The sequence below is a fragment of the Variovorax sp. 54 genome (genome assembly GCF_002754375.1).
Taxonomy (GTDB): Bacteria; Pseudomonadota; Gammaproteobacteria; order Burkholderiales; family Burkholderiaceae_C; genus Variovorax.
Genome location: NZ_PEFF01000001.1, coordinates 1,534,809 through 1,549,491 on the forward strand (window position 1 = coordinate 1,534,809; position 14,683 = coordinate 1,549,491).

A 14,683-nucleotide genomic window follows, 5' to 3' on the forward strand; every position below is an offset into this window, starting at 1 on the left:
TTCTTCTCTTTCTTCCATTCAAGCAGCAATGAACATCACTCCAAGAATCAGGCTTGCAGCGGAATCGGCCATCGACACCCTGATGCGGGAAATCAAGGGCGTGAAGGCCGTGGTGATCTCCACCGAAGACGGCCTCGAGCTGGCCGCGCGCGTCGAGAACACCGCGCAGGTCGCGCGCCTGTCGGCCATTGCCAGTTCGCTGGCCGCACTGGGCGCCGTGGCCGGCGAAGAAAGCCAGCTGGGCCACTGCGACAACGTCACGATCGAAGCCACCCATGGCCACATCCTGATGCTGCAGGCGCGGCACCCCGAGATGACGCTGATCGTGAGCGTGGTCACGGGCCGCGAAGCCATCATCGGCCAGGTCCTCTACTTCGCGAAACAGGCGACGCAGCTGCTGCAGCACGCCTGACGCCGCACGCCGGAAATCGGCGCAGCACACCCATTCGACACCGGTGGCCGCCCATCCCCTTCGCCCGGGTGGCCGCCGACTTTCAGGGGCGAGGACTAGGAAAGATTTCGATGGCAAATATCAAGCAATCCATGGACGACCTGATGACCTGCGACGGCGCCCTGTGCGCGGCGCTGGTCGACTCGAGCAGCGGCATGATCCTCGGCCAGATCGGCTCGGGCGTCGACCTCGAAGTGGCCGCTGCGGGCAACACCGAAGTGGTCCGCGCCAAGCTGCGCACGATGCGCGACCTGGGCCTGAACGACGTGATCGAAGACATGCTGATCACGCTCGGCAAGCAGTACCACATCATCCGCCCGATGCTGAAGAAGGAAGGCCTGTTCGTCTACCTGGTGCTGGACAAGGCCAAGTCGAACCTGGCGATGGCGCGCCGCAAGACGCTAGACGTTGAACAGAACATGACGGTGTGAGCGGCGTTGCCAGGCCCGGCGCCTGGCAACATTTCTACTCCCGCAATGTGCGCCGCTCCAGTTTCGGGTCGGCTGCAATCTCTTCCTCGGTGAACGGCGGCGTCACCAGCTGCTTGCGCGAAAAAAGTTCGAGCTGATCGTCGTGGTGCAGCGACGCCGGATCGCTCGACTGCCCGCCCGCCATCATCACGCGCGCCACGGGCTTGCCCTGCGCCCACGTGACCACATGCACGTACGAGGTGCCGGCCATGACGTCGCCGTAGCCCTCTTTCGTGAGCGGCGCGCCCTCCAGCGCATTGAGCACGCCCTGCCCGCCCGGGCCGCCATGCAGCGGCACGCGGCCGCGCGGCGTGGGCCGCGCCAGCATGTCGCCCCATCGCTCGTCGCCACGCAGCCCCAGCGCCGCGAGCGCATCCGCCGTGTCGCGCACGGCCGCGACGATGCCCGCCGTCACGCCCGGCGCTGACGACACCGGCCGCACGCGGAACGGGTGCGCCGGGTCGTAGGGTTGCGCATACAGACCCGGCACGTTGTCGAGTCGCGAACCTAATTCGACAAACAGCAAGGTGCCGCGGCTGTCGACGTTGTGGCGCCGGTCCCACGTGGCCAGGATGCCGCAGGCGCGCTGCACCGTGGCATCGCCTTTTGCGCTGGTGCAGGCAGCCAGCACGGCATCGAGCGTGGTCTCGGCCAGGTAGTTGCGATTGCCGAACACCATGTCGGTGGCTTCGGCCACGTCGATGCGACCGTCGGCCAGGCTGTCTTCGATCTGCCGTTGCGACATCAGCGTGCGCGCACCGGGCGCAGCCTTCGGACTGCCGAGCAGCAATGAATAGCCGTCGAGCTGGCGGCCCACCAGCGAGAGGCTGTAGCTGTCGTTGGCGTTCTGCACGATGCCGCGTGTGGCGAGCGCCGGCAGGCGGCTCGCCGGTGCCAGGCGCGGCCGGCCGTCGGCATCGCGCACGGCGCAGGCGCTGCGGCGGCCATCGAGTGCGCCCGGCACGGTGGCGTCGTCGGGCGGCGGCACGACGGCGCAGTCGCGCAACGCGGCATCGCCGATGTCGAGCAGCGGCCCCGACTCGATGTACATCGCCTGCCCCTGGCTGTCGCCCGCGATCAGGTGGGCGGTGATGCCGCGGTTGCGCGCCACCGCCTGCTCGAAGCCGCCGATGTCGCGCGCTTTTGCCACCGCGAGGATCTGGTCGAGCGCGCGTGCATTCGCCACGTTGGGATCGGTCACGGCATGCCAGCCGGCCGGGCGACCCGCTGCCGCAGGCAACCGGTACAGCGGCCCGAGGTGCGAGTACGGCAGGTCGTGGCTTTGCATGCGCACGCTGCCATCGGGCTGCTTCACGCGCAGCGCGACGGTCTTCATCGTCAGCTCGCGTGGTGCGCCATCGACCGTGTACGAAGGCGTCGCACCGGGCTTCACGTCCAGCGCCACCAGCAGCGGATAGGTCACGGTCGAAGGCGCCTCGATGCTCCAGGCCAGGTGCCGCGTGAAGCCCGACAGCGGCAGCGGCAAGCCCAGGAAGTCGGCGCCCATCACGTCGATCTCCCCGGGGATGGTGAGGTGCATCTGGTGCATCAGCAGCCAGTGGTCCTGCCACAGCGTGTGCGGGTTGGCGACCATGATCGAGGTGTTCGTGCCCGTGGCCTCGGCGCCGTAGGCCCAGGCGTTGCTGGCCATGCGCTGCGTCGGCGGGCGGTCGCCCTTGGCTTTTGCCACGGGCGGCGCACCCAGCTGGTCCCAGGTCGATGCCGAGGCGTACGCGGCAACGCTCAGCGCTTTCCACAGCGAGCCCACCTGCATCGTCGCGCGCACCACGTCGCTGGCTGTCATCTGCGGCAGCGCGAGGCCCTTGCACGCGGCGGGGCGCGCCTCGGGCGGCAAGTCGCGCACCCAGCGGTTGAAGCCGGCGGCGTAGCCTTCGGCGAGCTGGCGCGCGTCGGTGGACAGGCCCTTCCAGGCGGTCTCGACCTCGTCGTCCGACAGCTGCACGCGGTAGAACAGGTCGCTGTCCAGGTTGGGAATCTGCAGAAACGCCACGGTCGCCAGGCCGTCGGGGCCGAAGCGTTCCGAGCGCTCGCCGCGCAGCGTGAGCACGCGGTCGGCGAGCAGGCACAGGTGGTCGCGCGCGACGGCATAGCCATGGCCGTAGCCCAGGCCCGCGTAGTTGCTGGCCTTGATGTGCGGCAGGCCGTATTGCGTCCAGCGCACCTCGGCGCTGTAGGTGTCGCTCGACGCGGGCGGTGTGGGGGGTGGCGTCACGACCGGCCCACCGAAGAAGCCGCCCCCGCCTCCGTTGTCGCCACCGCAGCCGGCGACGACACAGGCCAGCGCACAGAAGCCCGCGCGCAGCAACCCGCTGGCACGCGGTGTCATGACCTGGCCTCGCCCACCGGCTGGCTCTTGCGCGCAATTACCTGCATCTCCACCCAGGCCTTCGGCACGGCGATGCCGGCCAGCATGGCGGTGCCGGTCGGTTTGCAGGGCAGCACCTCGGACAGCGTCTGCACCACCGCGCCCAGGTGCTCGGCGCCGGCCACGATCAGCGTGTAGTTGATGACCTGCTCGAGCCGCCCGCCGCAGGCCGCCAGGTACTTCTCGATGTTGCGCACCATCAGCCGGGTCTGGTCTTCGGCGCTGACGGCGAGCGTCTGCGTGTCGTAGTCCATGCCGATGGTGCCGGAGACGAAGATCCATTCGTCGTCGAACATCGCGCGGCTGTAGGGCGCATTGACGAAGGGCAAGGGGAAGTCGGCGGTCTGCATGCGAAGGTCTCTCTTTCGTTCTCTGTGTGTGGAAATGGATTCAGGCCCGGGTCATCTCGCGCACGATGGCTCGGGCGTGGATGTCGGTGGAATCGAACAGCGGCGCGGTGCAGGCGATCCACGGCTTCACGGCGCTCAGCTCGGTGCAGCCGAGCACGATGCCTTGCGCGCCGCGCGCCACGAGCGCGTTGCACAGCGTCGAGATGACGGCCGCGTCGGCTTGGCTGGCCTCGCCGCGCGCGAGCGGCCCGAAGATGGCCGCGTCGAGCGTGCGGCGTTGCGCGGCATCGGGCAGCACCAGCTCGAAGCCGGCGCCCTCCCCCAGCATCTGGCCGAAGAACGGTGCGTCGAGCGCGAAGCTCGTGGCCAGCAGGCCGAGGCGGCGCATCGACGGGAAGCGCGACGTGATCTCGTCGCCGGTTTCTCGCGCCACATGCACCAGCGGCACGCCCGCCGCCGCCTGCACCGCGTCGGCCGCGAAGTGCCCGGTGTTCGCGAGGATCGCGATGAGCTCCGCACCGGCCGCACGGGCCTGGCGTGCGGCGGTTTCCATCTGGGCGCGTGCATCGTCGCGGCGCCCTTCGGTCATGGCGGCGACGACGCCGGCGAAGTCCAGGCTCACGATCACGCAGCGGGCCGAGTGCAGGCCGCCGAGTTCGCGCTGGATGTGCTCGTTCAACAAGCGGTAGTAGCTGAGCGTGGAAGGCCACGCGACGCCTCCGATCAGGCCCGCGGTTTTCATGACGCGCACCCTTTCAGTCGAGTTTGAAGCCGAGCTTGCGGATCACCGGGCTGTAGCGCACCAGGTCGCTGTCGATGCGGCCCTTGAGTGCAGCTGCGCTGGTCTGCGCGGCCGGCTCGAAGCCGAACACCAGCAGCTTCTCGACCACGTCGGGTTGGTGGATCGCCCAGTCGACGCCGTCGCTCACGCGCTTGGCGATCTCGGGCGGCAGGCCGGCCGGACCGACCACGCCGAACCACACGGAGAAGTCGACGCCCTTGTAGCCCAACTCGTCGAGCGTGGGCACGTCGGGCAGGCCCGAGAAGCGCTTGGCCGAGGTGACGGCCAGGATCTTCGCGCGCCCCGCCTTCACGAACTGCACGTAGGGCGCCATGCCGTCGAAGGCGGCGTCGATGTCGCCCGCGATGGTGGCCTGCGCCACTTCGGCGCTGCCCTTGTAGGGCACGCGCGTGGTCTCGATGCCGGCGCTGCGGTTGAACTCTTCGAGTGCCATCTGCGACAGGATCGCGGCCGCGCCGATGTTGATCTTTCCGGGGTCGGCCTTGGCACGCTTCACCAGCTCATGCACGTCGCCCACGCTGCCCGCCTGCGTGCGCGCAATGACGGCCGTGGGCGAGGTGATGGCCAGTGCCACCGGTGTGAAGTCTTTCCTCGGGTCGTAGGGCAGCCGGTTGTAGAGCGAGGGGTTGAGCACGAAGGTCTGGTCGATGGACCACAGCAGCGTGTAGCCGTCGGGCGCGGCCTTCATGATCTCTTGCGCGCCGATCAGCGTGTTGCCGCCCGGCTTGTTGTCGACCACCACCTGCTGGCCCAGCTGCACCTGCAGCTTGGCCGCGATGAGCCGCGCGGCCACGTCGGCACCGCCGCCCGCCACGAAGGGCACGACGAGGCGAATCGGCCGCGAAGGCCAGGCACTCTGCGCACCGGCAAGCGCCGGCAGACACCCCGCGGCGAGGGCCGCCAGGAGCCCCAGAAACCGGCAGACACGTCGAGCATTCATCCATAAACTCCGTTCAAACCAAAGTGTTGCAACGCTAACGCCGCCTGTCAGGGTTTTCTATGCCGATCCCATCGCAGACTGTGCCGATCCAGCCCTCGCCCTTCACGGCCGCCGCGCTGCGCGAGGACGATTTCAACGCCGCGCTGATCCGCCTGCCCGCCGACCGCCCGCTCGCGCTGCCGGCCCTGCACGACGGCGCCAGCCGCGAGGTGCGCTGGCCCGACGACGGCGGCCGCATCCTGCGGCTGCGCACCCTGCCGTGGGAAGGCGCGAGCGCGCTGTACTTCGATTTCAGGTTGAACGACGACCTGCATGTGCAGCTGGCGCCCGGCAACGAGCTGCTGCTGACCTTCTTTCTCGCGGGCCACGTCACGGGCGAGATCGGCAGCGCGCAAGGCCGGCCGCTCGACTTCCGCGTCGACCGCGCACTGCTGCGCACGCCGAACCGCGACGGCGGCTACCTGATCCACATTCCCGGCGCGTGCCGCAACAACTTCGTGCAGTTCCGCCTGCGGCGCGACCTGCTGCCGCGCTGGCTGCATGCGCTGGGCGTGCGGCTGCCCGCGCGGCAGATGAGCGAGCTGGTCGAGCGCGACGACGGCCGGGTGCTGTGCAACGCGGCGCTCACGCCGCGCGTGCGCGACTGCCTGGCGCGCATCGGCGACGAGCCCTCCGATCGGCCCGCCTTCGTGCCGCTGTTCCATGCGCGCGCGACCGAGCTGCTGACCTGCGTGCTGCTCGACCTGGAACAACTGCTGCGTCCTGCGCGTTCAGAAGACACCCACGGTGGTGCGGCGGCGCAGACGGTGCGCAGGCTGCGCGCACTGCTCGGAGAGGCGCCGGCGCAGGCCTGGACGGTCGACGCGCTCGCGCAGCGGCTCGACCTGCGCGCCACGCGGCTGCAGGCCCATGTGAAGGAGGCCGAGGGCACGACGGTCTACGGCCTGCTCGTGGCCGAGCGGTTGGCACTGGCCGCACGGCTGCTGCGCGACACGCAGCTCAGTGTGCAGGCCATCGCGGCCGAAGCGGGATGGGAATGCCACGGCCGCTTCACCGCGGCGTTCCGCAAGCAGCACGGCGTGGCGCCGCGCGACTACCGCTTGCAGCAGGCGCCGCCGGCCAACAGCGGCGCCTGAAGAATCACCGCAAAGCGACTCAGCCGCGGGGGCGTGCCAGCAGCGTGTTCGACGGCAGCGTCTCGTCGAGCAGCTTGCGCGCCGTTTCCACGCCCGCCACCGGCAGCAGCGCAGCATCGAGCAGGCCCACCTGCACCAGCACGCTCGCCTGGTCCCAGTAGATGTGCTCGTGGTAGAGCTTGTCGCCACGGAACTTGATGACCGCGAGCAGCGGGATCTCCACGCGCTTTCCGGTCGGCGCCACGCCGGGCAGCATCCACGGAATTTCGGTAGTGTGGGTGAAGCAGAACAGCATTTCGTCGACCACCTGCGTCGCGCCCACGGTGCGCGAGATCGGCACCAGCGAGGTGTCGGGCGGGTTGCTGTTGACGAAGTGGTTCGTATAGAACGCGTGCAGGTTCTTGTAGCCCACGCCGCCGGTCATGGTCGGGATGTGGTTCACGTAGGGCTCGGCCACCATCGTGCCCATGGTGTCGTCGACGTTGCGGGTGCCGAACTCGTACTCGCAGTGCTTGTCCCACAGCGCGGCCAGGTCGTAGTTCGGGCCGATGGCCGACTTCAGCGCGGCCACGCTGCGCTCGTGCGCCATGAGCGCCGAGGCGCGGTGGAAGTGCTCGCCACCCACACGCGCGAAGGCATGGTCGACGCCGGGGTACACATGCACCTCGACATTCGGCCGGCCGCGCAGGGTCTGCACGATGCGGTCGCGCGCCTCGGGCGGGCAGAAGCCGTCGAGTTCGGCCACATGCAGCGCCAGCTTGCAGCGGATGCGGTCGGCCTCGTCGAGCGCGGCGTCGATGCCCACGCCGTAGTAGCCCACGGCCACGTCGGCGTCGGTGCGGCAGGCCGCGAGGTAGGCGAGCTTGCCGCCCAAGCAGAAGCCGAGCACGCCGACCTTGCCGCCGGGCACCTCGGGGCGCTGGCGCAGCGCGGTGATGGCGGCCTGCATGTCCTGCATGCCGAGCGCTTCGTCGAAGCCCTGGTAGAGCGCAAAGGCGCGCTGCCAGTCGTCGGGTGCGTAGCCCAGCTGCACGTCGGGCTCCTGGCGCCAGAACAGGTCGGGCACGAGCACCACATAGCCTTCCTCGGCGTAGTAGTCGGCCACGTCGCGCATGGTCTTGTTGACGCCGAAGATTTCCTGCGCGAGCACCAGGCCCGGGCCGGTGCCGCCGCGCGGCAGGGCGAGGTAGGCGCCGAAGCTGCCGCTGCCGTCAGTGGTCTGGATGCGGATGTCTTGCGACGACGATGGGGATGCCTTGTTCTGCATGGGTGTGTGACTCCGTTCAATGCTGAAAGGTGGACGTGGGGAACCAGGGGCTCACTGTACGCATTCCGGATGGCGCGTCGTGACCTGGTAGTAGCCCGAGTGAAAAACCAGCGGCTCGCCGTCGAAGCGTTCGTAGCCTTCGACCTCGCCGATGAAGATCAGGTGGTCGCCACCGTCGTACTGCCGCACGTTGCGACACACGAAGCGCGCGAGCACGCCATTGAGCAGCGGCACGCCGGCCGTGCCTTCGCAGCAATCGACGCCACCGAACTTGTCGGCCTGCGGTGTCGAGAACTGGCGCGACAGATGGTGCTGCGGCGCAGCCAGCACGTTGATCGCGAAGTGGCTCGCGCCGGTGAAGTCGGCCACGCTGGGCGCCTGTCGTGCGAGGCTCCACAGCACCAGCGGCGGATCGAGCGACACCGACGAGAACGAGTTGGCCGTCATGCCCACGCGGCGCCCGTCGAGCGCGCGCGTGGTGATGACCGTGACGCCGGTGCTGAACTGGCCGAGCGCCTTGCGAAAGTCGCGCCGGTCGAAGCGATCGACCACCGCCTCGCGCGCCTTCGTTTCGAGAAAGCGGTCGGCCTCGGCCGCGTCGAACCACCAGGGCGCGAAGTTGCGCGGATCGTCGAAACCGTTGACCACGGCACTCGCCACCGCGGGCATGTGCGTGGCGCTCTGCAGCAGCTTCTGCAGGTGCGGCGCGGGCGGGGCGAGCAGGCTGTGCGTCCAGTCGGTGGCCCAGCGGGCGTAGCCCTCCCAGTAGCGGTCGAAGGTCTGCTGCATCCACGCAGCATCGAAGGGTGCATCGCCGTGTTCGAGGATGCGCTTGAGGTAGATGTCGGCCGCCTTCGCCGCGTTGTTCGAACCCTGCCCCGTGATCGGGTCGTTGAGCACCACGGCATCGGCAAGCCCGAGCACCTGGCGGCCCGAAGGCAGCGTGGCGACCGGGTGACGCACCACGGGCGTGACGCGGCCACGCAGCATGCCGTGGTCGTCGGTCAGCTCGATGTGCGCGCAGCGCTCGGCCTCCCAGGGCAGGAAGGTGGCAAGGATCTGTTTGCTGCGCGCCAGGTGCTCCTGCGGCGTCTTCACGCCGTCCCAACAGTCCATGGGACCACCGGGCACGCCTTCGAACACCATGATCTCGCACGGGCCGCTGGTGGTGAGCGCGGGGAACACGAAGTATTCGCCGACACCCGGAATGAGGTTGAAGCTCACGGCCGAGAAGGACTCGCGCGGGCGCATGCCCTTCACGTAGGTAAGCGCCAGCGCGCGCTGCGGCTGGTCGAACGGCGAGCGCGCCGCGTCGCGCGGGAACAGCGCCGAGATCTCGCCCTTGCCGCTCGCGATGACCACGAGGTCGTGCGTGCGCGCGCAATCTTCCAGCGTGTCGAGGTCTGCGTCCTGGTGCACGAGGCGGCCGCCGCGCGCTTCGAACAGCTGCATCCACGCAGCAATCTTCAGGCGCTGGTCGACCGACTGCGCGGGACCGTCGAGCTTCGCCTCCCACGCGACGGCGCGGTGGCCCTCGGGGCTGCGCACCGACATGCCGATGCCCTCGACCACCGGGCAGGTGTCAGCCCAGCTGTCGAGCCCGAGCTCGCGCTCGGTCTGCAGCGCGGTCTCGAACATGCACTGGCTGGACATCACCGGCCCGTCGAAGATCTCCTGCGCGGTGCGGTTCGCATACACCGTCACCGCGTACCCCTTGGCCAACAGGCCCAAGGCGAGCTGCATGCCGGACTGGCCGGCGCCGACGATGGCCACGCGTCGTGTCATGCGCTGGCTCCGCCTACGCTGCTGCCGCTACAGCAGCGCAGGTGTCGAGGTAGCGGTCGGCCTCTTGCGGGTCGGCGAACCACGGGAAGAAGGTGCGCGGATCGTCGAAGCCGTTGGCGATGGCGCTGGCCATCGGCGGCACGGCGCCGGCGCTGCCGAGCAGCTTGAGCACATGCGGCGGCGGCGGTGCGAGCAGCATGTTGGTCCAGCGCGTGACCCACTGCGCGTAGCCGAACCAGTAGCGGTCGAAGGTCTGCTGCATCCACGGCGCATCGGCTGCGCCGTCGCCGCGCGCCAGGATGCTCTTCAGGTAGGTGTCGGCGCACTTGGCCGCGTTGTTCGAGCCCTGCCCCGTGATCGGGTCGTTGAGCACCACCACGTCGGCCAAGCCCAGCACCTTGCGGCCCGAAGGCAGCGTGGCGATCGGCTTGCGCACGGTGGGCGCAAAGCGGCCGGCGAGGATGCCGTTGTCGTCGGTGAGTTCGATGTCGGCGCAGCGCTCGGCCTCCCAGGGCGTGAAGGTGTCGAGAATCCACTTGCTGCGCGCCAGGTGCTCCTGCGGCGTCTTCACATCGGCCCAGCAGTCCATCGGGCCGCCGGGCACGCCTTCGAACACCATGATCTCGCACGGGCCCGTGGTGGTGAGCGCTGGGAACACGAAGTACTCGCCCACGCCCGGGATCAGGTTGAAGCACACGGCCGAGAACGGCGTGCGCGGGCGCATGCCTTTCACGTAGGTGAGCGCCAGTGCGCGCTGCGGCTGGTCGTAGGTCGACTTGGCGGCGTCGCGCTCGAAGAGCTTCGAGATCTCGCCCTTGCCGCTGGCCACCAGCGTGAGGTCGTGGCTGCGGGTGCAGGCTTCGAGGTCGTCGATGCCGGCGTCCTTGAAGACCAGCTCGCCGCCCTTTTTCTGGAACTGCGCCATCCACGCCGGCACCTTCACGCGCTGGTCGACCGACTGCGCGCTCGAGTTCAGCCGCGCCGCCCATTCGATGGCCTTGGCGCCCTTCTGCTCGGGGTGCGGCACGGCGAAACCGATGCCGTCGACCGTGGGGCAGTCGTTGGCCCACTGGTCGAGCCCGAGGTCGCGCTCGACCTGCAGCGCGGTGTGGAACATGCACTGGCTCGACATGACCTTGCCGTGGCGGATGTCGTCCGCCGAGCGGTTGCTGTACATGGTGACCTCGTAGCCTGCGTCCAGCAGGCCGAGTCCCAGTTGCAGGCCCGACTGGCCCGCGCCGACGATGGCGATTCGCTTCATGGCTTGTTCCTTCTTTGGTTGTCTCGTGGTGTTGTGGTTGTGTGCGGAGGGATCAGGGTTCCATCAGGCGGGGAATGGCTGGCGCGGCCTGCTCGGGGCCCATGGCGGAGTAGCCGCCATCCACCGCGTAGTCGGCGCCGGTGACGAAGCTCGCGTGCTCGGAGCACAGGAACAGCACCACCTGCGCCACCTCGTCGGGGTCGCCGACGCGCCCGAGCAGGTGGTAGGGCGCGGCCACGCGGTCGGTGCGCGCGCGGTCGCCGCCGGTCAGCTGGTCCATCACGGCCGACCAGGTCCAGCCCGGCGAGACGCTGTTCACGCGGATGCGGTCGGGTGCGAGGTCCATCGCCATGTTGCGCGTGAGCTGCGCCATCGCGGCCTTGCTCACGGGGTAGAGCCAGCGCCCGGTCTGGGCCACGCGCGACGAGATGCTGGTGAAGTTGACCACCGCCCCGCCGCCGGCCGCCACCATGTGCGGATGCACCGCCTGCAGCATCGCGACGGCGCTGGCCACGTTCACGTTGAACGAGGTGAGCCAGTCGGCGCGCGGCGACTTGAAGCCGTCGTCCACGTACGAGCACGCCAGGTTGACGAGAAAGTCCACGCCGCCGTGGCGGACCGCCGCCTCGTCGACGCAGGCCTTCACCTGCGCGTCGTCGGTGATGTCGGTGCGCACGAAGCGCACCCCGGCACCGAGCGCGTCGGCCAACGGCTGGCCCTTGTCGGCGTCGATGTCGGCGATGACCACCTTCACGCCCGCCGCGTGGAAGGCGCGCACCACGCCGGCGCCAATCAATGTCGAACCACCCGTGACGATGGCGCTTTTGCCTTCGAGACCCTTGAACATGACGCTTGCTCTCCTCGGTTGAATCGCCGGTTCGGCGAATGGGCCAAAGGTAGAGCGCCAGGCCTCACTGGCCGATCCCGAAAACGCAGGCGCTGTCCCTGCCGCGCAGGTTTTTTCGGGGGTGCCAAGGGACGGCCCGAATTGTGGGCTGGAAGGCTTTTTGCTACGGTCACTGCGCTTCCCATGGAAACCGCCACCGCCCCACGGCTGCCGCTGCAGCGTTACCGTTTGTTCGAGAGCCACGACATGGACGAGGCGCGCGAAAGCGTGGCCCGCGTGTTCTGCCCGCACGGCCTCACGATGCTGCGCCCGCGCACCGAACTGGACGCCTGCCACCACAGCGCGCGCCTGCATCGCGACGTGAGCCTCAATTACGTACAGTACGGCCCCGGCGTGCAGATCGATCCGGGCTACCTGCAAGACTTCTTCCTGTTGCAGATTCCGTTGCGCGGCGGCGCCGACATCCGCTGCGGCGGCCAGCAGGTCGAAGCCACGCCGCGCATCGCCTCGCTGCCCTCGCCCACTGAACTGCTGTCGATGCGCTGGGCCGACGACAGCCCGCACCTGATCGTGCGCATCGCGCGCGCGGCGCTGCTGTCACGGCTCGAGGCGCTGCTGCAGGCGCCCGTGCGCCAGCACCTGGTGTTCGACCTCGGCGTGCCACTGGACAACCCCGCGCTCGCGCCGCTGGTGCACTTCATCGACTACCTGCGGCTCACGCTCGACGCCGGCAATGCGTTGCAGGGTGGCGGGCGCCTGGCCGAGCATGCCGAGGAATACCTGATGTCGAGCCTGCTGATGTCGGCGGGCCACAACCACTCGCGCGCGCTCGCCGGCGACGCGCAGCGCCACCTGCTGCCGCGCGCGGTGCGCAAGGCACAGGAGTTCATGGCCGCGCACGCCGAGCAGCCGCTGTCGCTGGCCGATGTGTGCCGCGAGGCCGGCTGCAGCGCGCGCGCCCTGCAGCTCGCGTTCCGCCAGCATGCGGGCCAGGGGCCGATGGAGTTCCTGCGCGAGCTTCGGCTGGACCGCGTGCGCGCCGAGCTGCAGGCCGCATCCACACGCACCGGAGTGCGCGACGTGGCGGAGAAGTACGGTTTTCTGCATCTGGGCCATTTCGCGGCCCAGTACCGCGCGCGCTTCGGCGAGCGGCCCTCGGAAACGCGCGCCCGCTGCGCACCGAAAGAAGACACCTGTCAACAAAGCCGGGCGTGATCGGCCCGCAATCTGGCAAGGATCGTGCGGGTACTGACCGGATCTGCACGCATCCGGCCTAGACTCCCCGGCATGAACGCCCAGCCTTCCCTCCACACCTTGACGTCCCGCCCCGGCGGCTACACGCCGGTGTTTGCGTGGATGACAGCGGCGGCTCAGCAGACGCCCGCACATTCCTGAGCCCGGCGGTCCGCCTCTTTCCCTTCTCTTTCAGCGCAAACCATCGACCGCCGGGCACCCGCCCCGCGCGGCTGCGCCCCCGTCATCCGGGGTCGCGTTCGACTGGAGTGCGTCATGCATCACCATCAGGTTCAGCGGGAGCACATGCTTCCCGGCGGCGGCGCCGCGTCCAACACGCCTTCTTTTCAATCCATCCTGGCCGTCACCGATCTCACGGCACGCGGGAACCGCGCGGTCGAGCGGGCGGCCCTGCTCGCCGCCGAACATGGCGCACTGCTGAAGCTCATGTACGCGCCCGCGGACTTCGCGCCGTTCGCGCACGCCGAAGCGGCAACCGCGCTCGCAGGGCTGACCCGGTCGATGGCTTCGCGCTTCGACGTGCTGGTCAAGCAGGTCGCCGGACCCAGCGGTGGTCTCGTGCAGATCGTCGACGAGGCTCGCTACGTCGACCTCGTGGTGCTGAGCCACGAACGCGACCGCTCGCCCGGCGCGTTCTTCACCGGCCAGCCCGTGGAGCGGTTGCTGCGGCAGCTGCGCTGCCCGGTGCTCGTGACCCGGCTCGACACGCGCCTGCGCTACGGCCGCATCCTGGTGGCCGTCGACTTCACGCCCGCATCGCGCGAGCTCGTGAGCCTGGCCCACGGCCTCGACCCCACCGCGGCGCTGGAGCTGTTTCACGCGCTCAACACGATGCACGAAAGCAAGCTGCGCTATGCAGAGGTGTCGGACCACGCCATCAAGACCTACCGCCACGACAGCATGCGGCAGGCGCGCGAGCGCTTGTTCTCGCTGACCGACTCGTCGAGCGCGCGGCGCAACCGCGTGCTGTCGGCCATCGGCCGCGGCGACCCGGCGCGGCAGGCCACGGTGCAGCAACAGCACGCACGCGCTGAGCTGCTCGTGGTCGGCAAGCGCCGCGCCCATCCGCTGTCCGACTTCCTGTTCGGCAGCGTCGCGCAGCGCGTGCTGTGCTGGGCCACAGGCGACGTGCTCGTGATGCCCACCGACCGGCGCGCCGACAGCCCGTCCTCCGTCGTCATTTCGAGGAAGCTGCAAGATGTTCGCTGAAGACCCGCTCATCAAGTACCCGCTGCGCCAGTCGCTGCTGCCCGGCGCAGAAGGCCTGGCCGTCTTCGCCCAGCGCGGGCCGGTCGACTGGCTCTCGCGGCCCGACCAGTACGTCTTCATCTGCGAAGGACGCGGCGGCCGGATCTACGCAGCGAACGAGGCCTCGCTCGAGGAAGCCCAACAGCTCATCAGGGACGCGCACGGCGACCAGGTCGTCTCGCGCGATCCCGAGATCCACACCTTCGTCGATCCGGAATTCGATGCCGTGGTCGAGCCGATCATGTTCCTGCGCCTGAAGAGTCCGCGGGCCTACGCGACGGTGCTGCGTGACGAACTCGATCGACGCCGCGCCGACGTTCGCGAAGAAGACCTGCAGCGGCACGACGTCGTGATCCGCGCCGAAGTGCGGCTGGCCGATCTCATGGGCTATGCGAAGGCTGCACTCGAGATGTCGAACGGGTCGGCGGTGATCTGGAACTGGCTGCTGCGGTACGGGATGGCCTAAGGGCTTCGACCCGTCTCTTC

At 69.1% G+C, this 14,683-nt stretch carries 14 protein-coding genes and 1 pseudogene; 6 read left to right on the top strand and 9 right to left on the bottom strand.

Features of this window, described 5'->3' with window-relative positions; all coding sequences use genetic code 11:
* Positions 1–28: 28 nt before the first annotated feature.
* Together CLU95_RS06755 and CLU95_RS06760 are read left to right on the top strand one after the other, a co-directional pair.
* Positions 29–412, top strand: coding sequence for a roadblock/LC7 domain-containing protein (locus tag CLU95_RS06755; protein WP_099791610.1), 384 nt, complete (start codon positions 29–31; stop codon positions 410–412).
* A gap of 110 nt (positions 413–522) precedes the next feature.
* The gene (locus CLU95_RS06760) at positions 523–882 is read left to right on the top strand and encodes a hypothetical protein (protein ID WP_099791612.1); all 360 of its coding nucleotides are present in this window, start codon (positions 523–525) and stop codon (positions 880–882) included.
* A 34-nt stretch (positions 883–916) separates the two neighbouring features.
* On the opposite strand, the gene CLU95_RS06765 is transcribed toward CLU95_RS06760, so the two are convergent.
* Genes CLU95_RS06765 through CLU95_RS06780 form a run of 4 tightly spaced genes read right to left on the bottom strand, consistent with a single transcriptional unit; the run spans position 917 to position 5,399 of the window.
* Positions 917–3,268, bottom strand: a complete 2,352-nt coding sequence (locus CLU95_RS06765) for a penicillin acylase family protein (protein ID WP_099791614.1) — start codon at positions 3,266–3,268, stop codon at positions 917–919.
* The gene (locus CLU95_RS06770) at positions 3,265–3,657 is read right to left on the bottom strand and encodes a Rid family hydrolase (RefSeq protein WP_099791616.1); all 393 of its coding nucleotides are present in this window, start codon (positions 3,655–3,657) and stop codon (positions 3,265–3,267) included. The genes CLU95_RS06765 and CLU95_RS06770 overlap by 4 nt, the downstream gene beginning before the upstream one ends.
* Before the next feature lie 40 nt (positions 3,658–3,697).
* On the bottom strand, positions 3,698–4,399 hold the full coding sequence (locus CLU95_RS06775; protein WP_099791618.1) for an aspartate/glutamate racemase family protein: 702 nt from the start codon (positions 4,397–4,399) through the stop codon (positions 3,698–3,700).
* Between the two features lie 13 nt (positions 4,400–4,412).
* Positions 4,413–5,399, bottom strand: coding sequence for a Bug family tripartite tricarboxylate transporter substrate binding protein (locus tag CLU95_RS06780; RefSeq protein ID WP_099791620.1), 987 nt, complete (start codon positions 5,397–5,399; stop codon positions 4,413–4,415).
* Between the two features lie 59 nt (positions 5,400–5,458).
* On the opposite strand from CLU95_RS06780, the gene CLU95_RS06785 reads away from it, so the two are divergent.
* A complete protein-coding gene (locus CLU95_RS06785) occupies positions 5,459–6,535 on the top strand; it encodes a helix-turn-helix transcriptional regulator (protein ID WP_099791622.1) in 1,077 nt (358 codons plus the stop codon).
* Positions 6,536–6,554: 19 nt separating this feature from the next.
* On the opposite strand, the gene CLU95_RS06790 is transcribed toward CLU95_RS06785, so the two are convergent.
* The 5 genes and pseudogenes from CLU95_RS06790 to CLU95_RS06805 form a co-directional block, all read right to left on the bottom strand.
* Positions 6,555–7,802 (bottom strand): dienelactone hydrolase family protein, encoded by a 1,248-nt coding sequence (locus CLU95_RS06790; protein WP_099791624.1) that lies wholly within the window; start codon positions 7,800–7,802, stop codon positions 6,555–6,557.
* Positions 7,803–7,853: 51 nt separating this feature from the next.
* Positions 7,854–8,354 (bottom strand): flavin reductase family protein, encoded by a 501-nt coding sequence (locus CLU95_RS31095; RefSeq protein WP_228122069.1) that lies wholly within the window; start codon positions 8,352–8,354, stop codon positions 7,854–7,856.
* Positions 8,355–9,587: pseudogene (locus CLU95_RS31285) on the bottom strand (styrene monooxygenase/indole monooxygenase family protein); the annotation flags it as partial.
* A 13-nt stretch (positions 9,588–9,600) separates the two neighbouring features.
* Entirely contained in the window at positions 9,601–10,848 is a 1,248-nt protein-coding gene (locus CLU95_RS06800; protein WP_099791628.1) for a styrene monooxygenase/indole monooxygenase family protein, read from the bottom strand.
* A gap of 52 nt (positions 10,849–10,900) precedes the next feature.
* On the bottom strand, positions 10,901–11,695 hold the full coding sequence (locus tag CLU95_RS06805) for an SDR family oxidoreductase (RefSeq protein ID WP_099791630.1): 795 nt from the start codon (positions 11,693–11,695) through the stop codon (positions 10,901–10,903).
* 183 nt (positions 11,696–11,878) lie between these two features.
* Between CLU95_RS06805 and CLU95_RS06810 the strand changes: the two genes are divergently transcribed.
* From CLU95_RS06810 to CLU95_RS06820, 3 genes are all read left to right on the top strand, one after another.
* Complete coding sequence (locus CLU95_RS06810; RefSeq protein WP_099791632.1) at positions 11,879–12,910, top strand: AraC family transcriptional regulator; 1,032 nt, start codon at positions 11,879–11,881, stop codon at positions 12,908–12,910.
* A gap of 294 nt (positions 12,911–13,204) precedes the next feature.
* Complete coding sequence (locus CLU95_RS06815; RefSeq protein ID WP_099791634.1) at positions 13,205–14,158, top strand: universal stress protein; 954 nt, start codon at positions 13,205–13,207, stop codon at positions 14,156–14,158.
* The gene (locus CLU95_RS06820) at positions 14,148–14,663 is read left to right on the top strand and encodes a hypothetical protein (RefSeq protein ID WP_099791636.1); all 516 of its coding nucleotides are present in this window, start codon (positions 14,148–14,150) and stop codon (positions 14,661–14,663) included. The genes CLU95_RS06815 and CLU95_RS06820 overlap by 11 nt, the downstream gene beginning before the upstream one ends.
* Positions 14,664–14,683: the final 20 nt, after the last annotated feature.

Excerpts from the sequence above, each read along its gene's own strand:
- CLU95_RS06755 (WP_099791610.1), top strand. The coding sequence starts at position 29 with ATGAACATCACTCCAAGAATCAGGCTTGCAGCGGAATCGGCCATCGAC.
- CLU95_RS06760 (WP_099791612.1), top strand. The coding sequence starts at position 523 with ATGGCAAATATCAAGCAATCCATGGACGACCTGATGACCTGCGACGGC.
- CLU95_RS06765 (WP_099791614.1), bottom strand. The coding sequence starts at position 3,268 with ATGACACCGCGTGCCAGCGGGTTGCTGCGCGCGGGCTTCTGTGCGCTG.
- CLU95_RS06770 (WP_099791616.1), bottom strand. The coding sequence starts at position 3,657 with ATGCAGACCGCCGACTTCCCCTTGCCCTTCGTCAATGCGCCCTACAGC.
- CLU95_RS06775 (WP_099791618.1), bottom strand. The coding sequence starts at position 4,399 with ATGAAAACCGCGGGCCTGATCGGAGGCGTCGCGTGGCCTTCCACGCTC.
- CLU95_RS06780 (WP_099791620.1), bottom strand. The coding sequence starts at position 5,399 with ATGAATGCTCGACGTGTCTGCCGGTTTCTGGGGCTCCTGGCGGCCCTC.
- CLU95_RS06785 (WP_099791622.1), top strand. The coding sequence starts at position 5,459 with ATGCCGATCCCATCGCAGACTGTGCCGATCCAGCCCTCGCCCTTCACG.
- CLU95_RS06790 (WP_099791624.1), bottom strand. The coding sequence starts at position 7,802 with ATGCAGAACAAGGCATCCCCATCGTCGTCGCAAGACATCCGCATCCAG.
- CLU95_RS06800 (WP_099791628.1), bottom strand. The coding sequence starts at position 10,848 with ATGAAGCGAATCGCCATCGTCGGCGCGGGCCAGTCGGGCCTGCAACTG.
- CLU95_RS06805 (WP_099791630.1), bottom strand. The coding sequence starts at position 11,695 with ATGTTCAAGGGTCTCGAAGGCAAAAGCGCCATCGTCACGGGTGGTTCG.
- CLU95_RS06810 (WP_099791632.1), top strand. The coding sequence starts at position 11,879 with ATGGAAACCGCCACCGCCCCACGGCTGCCGCTGCAGCGTTACCGTTTG.
- CLU95_RS06815 (WP_099791634.1), top strand. The coding sequence starts at position 13,205 with ATGCATCACCATCAGGTTCAGCGGGAGCACATGCTTCCCGGCGGCGGC.
- CLU95_RS06820 (WP_099791636.1), top strand. The coding sequence starts at position 14,148 with ATGTTCGCTGAAGACCCGCTCATCAAGTACCCGCTGCGCCAGTCGCTG.